Below are 5,701 nucleotides of genomic sequence, written 5' to 3' on the forward strand. Positions count from 1 at the left end.
AAGTTAGTTTGTCTAGCATCTAAAATAAAAATTGACGTTTCACGTTGTTTGTTTCGTTCAGTTTTCAAAGAACTACTTGGCCGCTCATTTGCGACTTCCTTATGTTAACATTTTCATCTTTCAATGTCAACTAAGTTTTTCATTTCGTTTGTCGCTTACGACGTTATTGTCATCGGCGACTTGTTTTATATTACACCTCTAAAGCATAATCGTCAACACTTTTTTATAAAGAACTTCAATTTAATATTTTTATGCTCTTTTAACTAAATACGTCTCTATAGGATTTCATTATCGGAGCACACCTTCTGCTTCTCTTTAATTTGTTTTTCCAAATATATTCGAGTTAATTTGAACTCTAGACTTAACTTGTGTGGACGTTTTCCTCCAACAAAACTAGCAACCTTATTTTAACAAATACTAGTATATAATTAGAGAGTTGTTGTACTATCAATAAAACTCTATTAGAAGCAGGTGAAGATATGAAAGATATACGTATCCTTATAGCAGACGACGATAAAGAAATCCGAAATTTATTAAAAATATATTTAGAACGAGAATTATACATGGTAGACACTGCAATCAACGGCGAAGAAGCCTTACATTTATTTAATCAAAATAACTATAACCTCGTTATACTAGATCTTATGATGCCCAAAATAGATGGAATCGAGGTATGTAAAAAACTTAGAGATAAAACTAACGTACCTATATTAATGCTCACCGCTAAAGATCACGAAGTTGATAAAATTTTAGGTTTAAGCATTGGTGCTGATGATTATATTACGAAACCTTTCAGCATTCACGAAGTAATTGCACGAGTAAAAGCTCTTATGCGGCGTTTTTTAGTTCTCGGAAGTAACAATACTGCTCAAGAAAAAACAACTTTATCTTTTAAAGGACTAACTATCAATTTAAATACATACACAGTTCATACAAACAAAGAAGAAATTAGCTTAACCGGAAAAGAACTGGAACTGTTAAAATTCTTTACTTCAAACCCAGGGCAAGTATTTACAAAAACACAGCTCTTCCGAAATGTATGGGACGATAATTATATAGAAGATGACAATACCGTTATGGTACATATTCGAAAACTTAGAAAGAAAATAGAAATTGACCCTTCCAATCCAAAATTCATTCAGACTATATGGGGAATTGGTTATAAGTTTGTAGGTGAAAAGCTTGAAGACTGATAAAACCCTCTTCCTGATTTCATTACAACTTATCATTTGCGGGATTTTAAACATACAAATGGATCCAAGAATAAAAATGTCTTTATTTATTATCCTTATCTTAATTACAATTTATCTCTTCTTTTCAAGAATACAATTCATTCAACATCGCAAAGCAATGGATACTAAATTAAGTCGTGTACTAAAAGGAAACTTACAAACGAGATTATTCACAAGCAATGACCACTCATTACATAATATCGTTTTTTCAATAAACGAGCTAATAGGTAAATTAGAGCAGGTTCAAATTGAAGCCAAAAGATCCGAGGAATCCAGAAAACAACTTTTGTCTAGTATCTCCCACGATATACGAACACCACTCACCTCCATTATCGGATATATAGATGCTTTGAAAGACGGAGTTGCTGCTTCTGAAATAGAAAAACAAGAATATCTTAAAATACTCTATATGAAATCAAATAACTTAAAGCACCTAGTTGATGAAATATTCAATATGGCGAAGCTAGACGCTAATGAATTTCCACTAAAAGAAGAAGAACTCGACTTTTCTGAAGTTACTAGAGAAGTTTTGATTGAATTTTTACCTGAGCTCTCAAAACATAACATCGAACTGCAAATTCGCATACCAGAGTCTACTTGTCCTATCATCGCAGATCATCTAAGCATTATGCGGATTATCGGTAATTTAATGAAAAATGCAATTTATTACGGAAAGGATGGGAAAACAATAGGAGTCGAATTGCTAGAAGCTGATGCAGAATACGAACTTCATATTTGGGATCAAGGCCCTGGTATTCCAAAACATGATTTACAAAACGTATTTGAGCGAATGTACCGAAGCGAACAATCAAGAAACTCTTCATTTGGTGGTAGCGGTCTCGGGCTTTCTATTTCCAAAGCGCTCGTTGAGAAAAACGGTGGACATATATGGGTTGAAAGTACTCCATGGAAACGAACTACTTTTGGCTTTTCTATTCCAAAACACAATACTTTTAAGAAATAGTTAAGAAATGATTAATATGCAGTTAAGCCTTCCTTTTTATGATGTAAGTAAGAACTTATAGAAAGCAGGTGTCTCCTATAAATACAATTATAAAAACGACTAACCTTACTAAAGTATATGGCAATCAAAAGTCAGTAGATAATTTAAATATTAATGTTCAACAAGGGGAGATTTATGGCTTCATAGGCCGCAACGGTGCTGGTAAAACAACAACCATTCGCATGCTGCTTAGTCTTATAAAGCCTACAAGTGGAACGATTGAAATATTCGGAGAGAACTTATTCCAAAATCAAAAAGATATTTTAAGCAGAATTGGTTCTATAGTTGAAGTTCCAGGATTTTATGAAAACTTAACTGCAAAAGAAAACCTATTAATTAATGCAAAAATAATTGGGGTTCACAAAAAGAATGCTATCGAAGAAGCATTAGAAATAGTAGGCTTGCAGCATGAGACAAAAAAGTTAGTAGGAAAGTATTCTTTAGGAATGAAGCAACGCTTAGGAATTGCGCGTGCTCTTCTCCATTATCCTGAGCTACTCATATTAGATGAACCAACTAACGGACTAGACCCTATTGGTATTAAAGAAATGCGAAAACTTATTCATTCTTTAGCTCAAGAAAGAAATATAACAATACTGATTTCTAGTCACATATTAGCCGAGGTAGAACAGTTAGTTGATCGTATCGGAATTATTCATGAAGGAAAGTTACTAGAAGAAGTTTCTCTTGATACGCTACGCAAAGCAAACCGTAAGTACATAGAGTTTCAAGTGAATAATGACGATAAAGCTGTGATGTTATTAGAAAATCATCTTCAAATTTTTGATTATGAAGTACATGATGAAGGAAATATTCGTATTTACTCTCATTTTGGACAACAAGGATACATAAACAGAACGTTCGTTCTTAACGATATTGAAGTATTAAAAATGATGATAAGTGAAGATAGACTAGAAGATTATTTCACCAAACTAGTTGGAGGTGGAACAATTGGTTAATCTACTCTATACAGAACTCTTAAAACTAAAACGCTCTAATATGTTTTTAATTAGCATTATTGGTGCTGGTGTCGCACCTTTCTTAGTTGTAGTAGCCTCTTATATACATATAAAAACAAAACAGCCAACTCCAACTATTTGGTTCGATCAATTATTTACTGACGTTAACTTATATACTACTTTAGTTATAGGATTCCCCTTATATGGAGTAGTGGTTGCTTATTTGCTTACCCGCGAATATACAGAAGATACACTGAAAAATTTACTAACTATCCCCGTGTCACGCATTAGCTTTATTACAAGTAAATTCATCATTCTCTTTCTTTGGATTATGATGCTAACTTTAGTCGCTTGGGCACTTACTTTAATATTAGGGCTATTGGGGAACTTCCCTGGTTTTAACATTTCTTTACTTTTAGGTTCTTTCCTAGAATTTTTAATATGTGGTGGACTTCTCTTTCTATTGTCTTCACCTATTGTGCTACTAACTCTTGTAATGAAGAGCTATGTACCACCCATTATATTAACAGTCATTATTACAATGACTAATCTTATGCTCGTAAACTCCAAGCATAAAGATTTATTTCCGTGGACCGCTACTCTAGATATCGCAAATAACGAATTACAACCGACATATCCACCAGAGTATTCTTATATCATCATTGCAGTAACGACAATTTCCGGATTTATTGCAACACTATTCTATTTTAAAAAAGTAGACATTCATTAATGTATAGGAGTGAAACTATGAGCGATATCATTATTGCCTTCATACTCGGTATTGTAGAAGGATTAGCTGAATTTTTACCTATATCTTCTACTGGCCACCTTATATTAGTCGGGCATTTATTAGGCTTTGAGGGAGAAAGAGCAAAAACGTTTGAAATTGTTATTCAGCTAGGCGCAATTTTAGCTATTGCAATTTTATATCATAAACGTCTCGTTTCTTTATGTAATATTAAACCTCTTATACAGAAAGAAAAAAAATTCAACGCGTTCCATGTATTTCTTGGCGTATTTCCGGCAGTGGTTGCTGGCTTGCTACTACATGATATTATTAAAACATACTTATTCCAGCCATACACTGTTGTGATTGGACTTGTAGCAGGGGCAATTCTTATGATCTTTGCAGAAGTAAAAAAGAAAGAGGCAGCAGCCTATTCACTGGACGATTTAACATACCGCCAAGCTTTAACAATCGGATTATTTCAGTGCTTAGCGGTATACCCTGGCTTTTCTAGAGCTGGCTCTACTATCTCTGGAGGTCTATTGGCAAAAGTAAATTATAAGACTGCATCTGAATTCTCTTTTCTAATAGCTCTTCCTGTAATGATTGGGGCAACAGGCTTAGACTTACTAAAAAGTTGGAAGTATTTAAGTGTCGATGACATCCCTATGTTCGCGGTAGGATTCATTACCTCTTTTATAGTAGCGATGCTAGCAGTAGTAACTTTTCTAAAGCTTTTAGAGAAGATAGGTTTAAAACCTTTTGCATACTACCGTATTTTGTTGGCTATCTTATTTACGCTTTTCGTATTGCTATAGATTCATATAAGTCACATATTATTAAACTGATATTCAATTTAGAATATCGGTTTTTTTATCTATTTCAACTCTAGTATTACTCACTTCAATATGACATAGTGATAATAAACTACCATTCATAATCTGAACGTTCTTTAAGTAACTATGTCCTTTATCATAAAATGCAATTGGAAAATTAAAGATCCCATATATGTACAGAACATATTTACAAACTATATTCACTCCACATAGTATCTTTTTAATTTGCAAAACACTGATACAAATTAAAAATAAGTACAAAGGCATAACAAATAAATAAATTTCCAAGGAATTATAAAGAGATTAAATATTAATTAGAGTGAGGTGACGATAAAAATGAATCAATTAGCACAGACATATTGGGATACTTATTGGGGAAACAACAAAAAACCAGAATCTGTTACAGCTTGGCAATTTGGGGATGCCCCTAATTATCTTGCACAACTAGTAATTGACGGTATTAAAACAGCTACATGCTCCGGTCACATTTTTTATGAATTAGAAAATGAATCGCTACCGACTACTAATGATTATAGTATTATACTCAATAGTAATGATGAACCTGTAGCTATTATTAAGACAATAGAAGTAACTGTAACACCAATGAATGAAGTAAGCGAAGAATTCGCTATCGCTGAAGGCGAAGGAGATCGTACTTATAATTACTGGAGAGACACCCATGTTCGTTTTTTTACAAAGGAACTAAATGAGATTGGTCTTAATTTCTCTGAAGATATGTTACTCGTCTGTGAGCGTTTTGAACTTGTTGATGTGAACAATAAAGTGAAATTTTAATAAACTGAGATTTACCAGCCATTCTTATTTTTATAAACACAAAAAAGACGAGTCATTCTGACTCGTCTTAAAGTTGCTTGGCGACGTCCTACTCTCACAGGGACAAGGTCCCAACTACCATCGGCGCTAGAGAGCTTAACTTCCGTGTT

6 protein-coding genes are annotated in these 5,701 nt (G+C 33.4%); all 6 read left to right on the forward strand.

Annotated elements, in window-relative coordinates; all coding sequences use genetic code 11:
- Positions 1 to 479 precede the first annotated feature (479 nt).
- Positions 480 to 1,193, forward strand: a complete 714-nt coding sequence (locus tag MR112_RS28445) for a response regulator transcription factor (RefSeq protein ID WP_000651997.1) — start codon at positions 480 to 482, stop codon at positions 1,191 to 1,193.
- Positions 1,183 to 2,196, forward strand: a complete 1,014-nt coding sequence (locus MR112_RS28450) for a sensor histidine kinase (protein ID WP_000845329.1) — start codon at positions 1,183 to 1,185, stop codon at positions 2,194 to 2,196. The genes MR112_RS28445 and MR112_RS28450 overlap by 11 nt, the downstream gene beginning before the upstream one ends.
- 68 nt (positions 2,197 to 2,264) lie before the next feature.
- Positions 2,265 to 3,194, forward strand: a complete 930-nt coding sequence (locus MR112_RS28455) for an ABC transporter ATP-binding protein (RefSeq protein ID WP_000074581.1) — start codon at positions 2,265 to 2,267, stop codon at positions 3,192 to 3,194.
- Entirely contained in the window at positions 3,187 to 3,924 is a 738-nt protein-coding gene (locus MR112_RS28460; protein ID WP_000247711.1) for an ABC transporter permease, read from the forward strand. The genes MR112_RS28455 and MR112_RS28460 overlap by 8 nt, the downstream gene beginning before the upstream one ends.
- A gap of 17 nt (positions 3,925 to 3,941) precedes the next feature.
- Positions 3,942 to 4,739, forward strand: a complete 798-nt coding sequence (uppP, locus tag MR112_RS28465) for an undecaprenyl-diphosphate phosphatase UppP (protein ID WP_001279957.1) — start codon at positions 3,942 to 3,944, stop codon at positions 4,737 to 4,739.
- A gap of 354 nt (positions 4,740 to 5,093) precedes the next feature.
- Positions 5,094 to 5,552, forward strand: a complete 459-nt coding sequence (locus tag MR112_RS28470; protein WP_001072420.1) for an ASCH domain-containing protein — start codon at positions 5,094 to 5,096, stop codon at positions 5,550 to 5,552.
- Positions 5,553 to 5,701 lie beyond the last annotated feature (149 nt).

The organism is Bacillus cereus group sp. BfR-BA-01330, assembly GCF_022663885.1.
Classification (GTDB): Bacteria; Bacillota; Bacilli; order Bacillales; family Bacillaceae_G; genus Bacillus_A; species Bacillus_A cereus.

Bases quoted from the DNA above. Each gene is read 5' to 3' on its own strand.
- MR112_RS28445 (WP_000651997.1), top strand. From the start codon at position 480: ATGAAAGATATACGTATCCTTATAGCAGACGACGATAAAGAAATCCGA.
- MR112_RS28470 (WP_001072420.1), top strand. From the start codon at position 5,094: ATGAATCAATTAGCACAGACATATTGGGATACTTATTGGGGAAACAAC.
- uppP (WP_001279957.1), top strand. From the start codon at position 3,942: ATGAGCGATATCATTATTGCCTTCATACTCGGTATTGTAGAAGGATTA.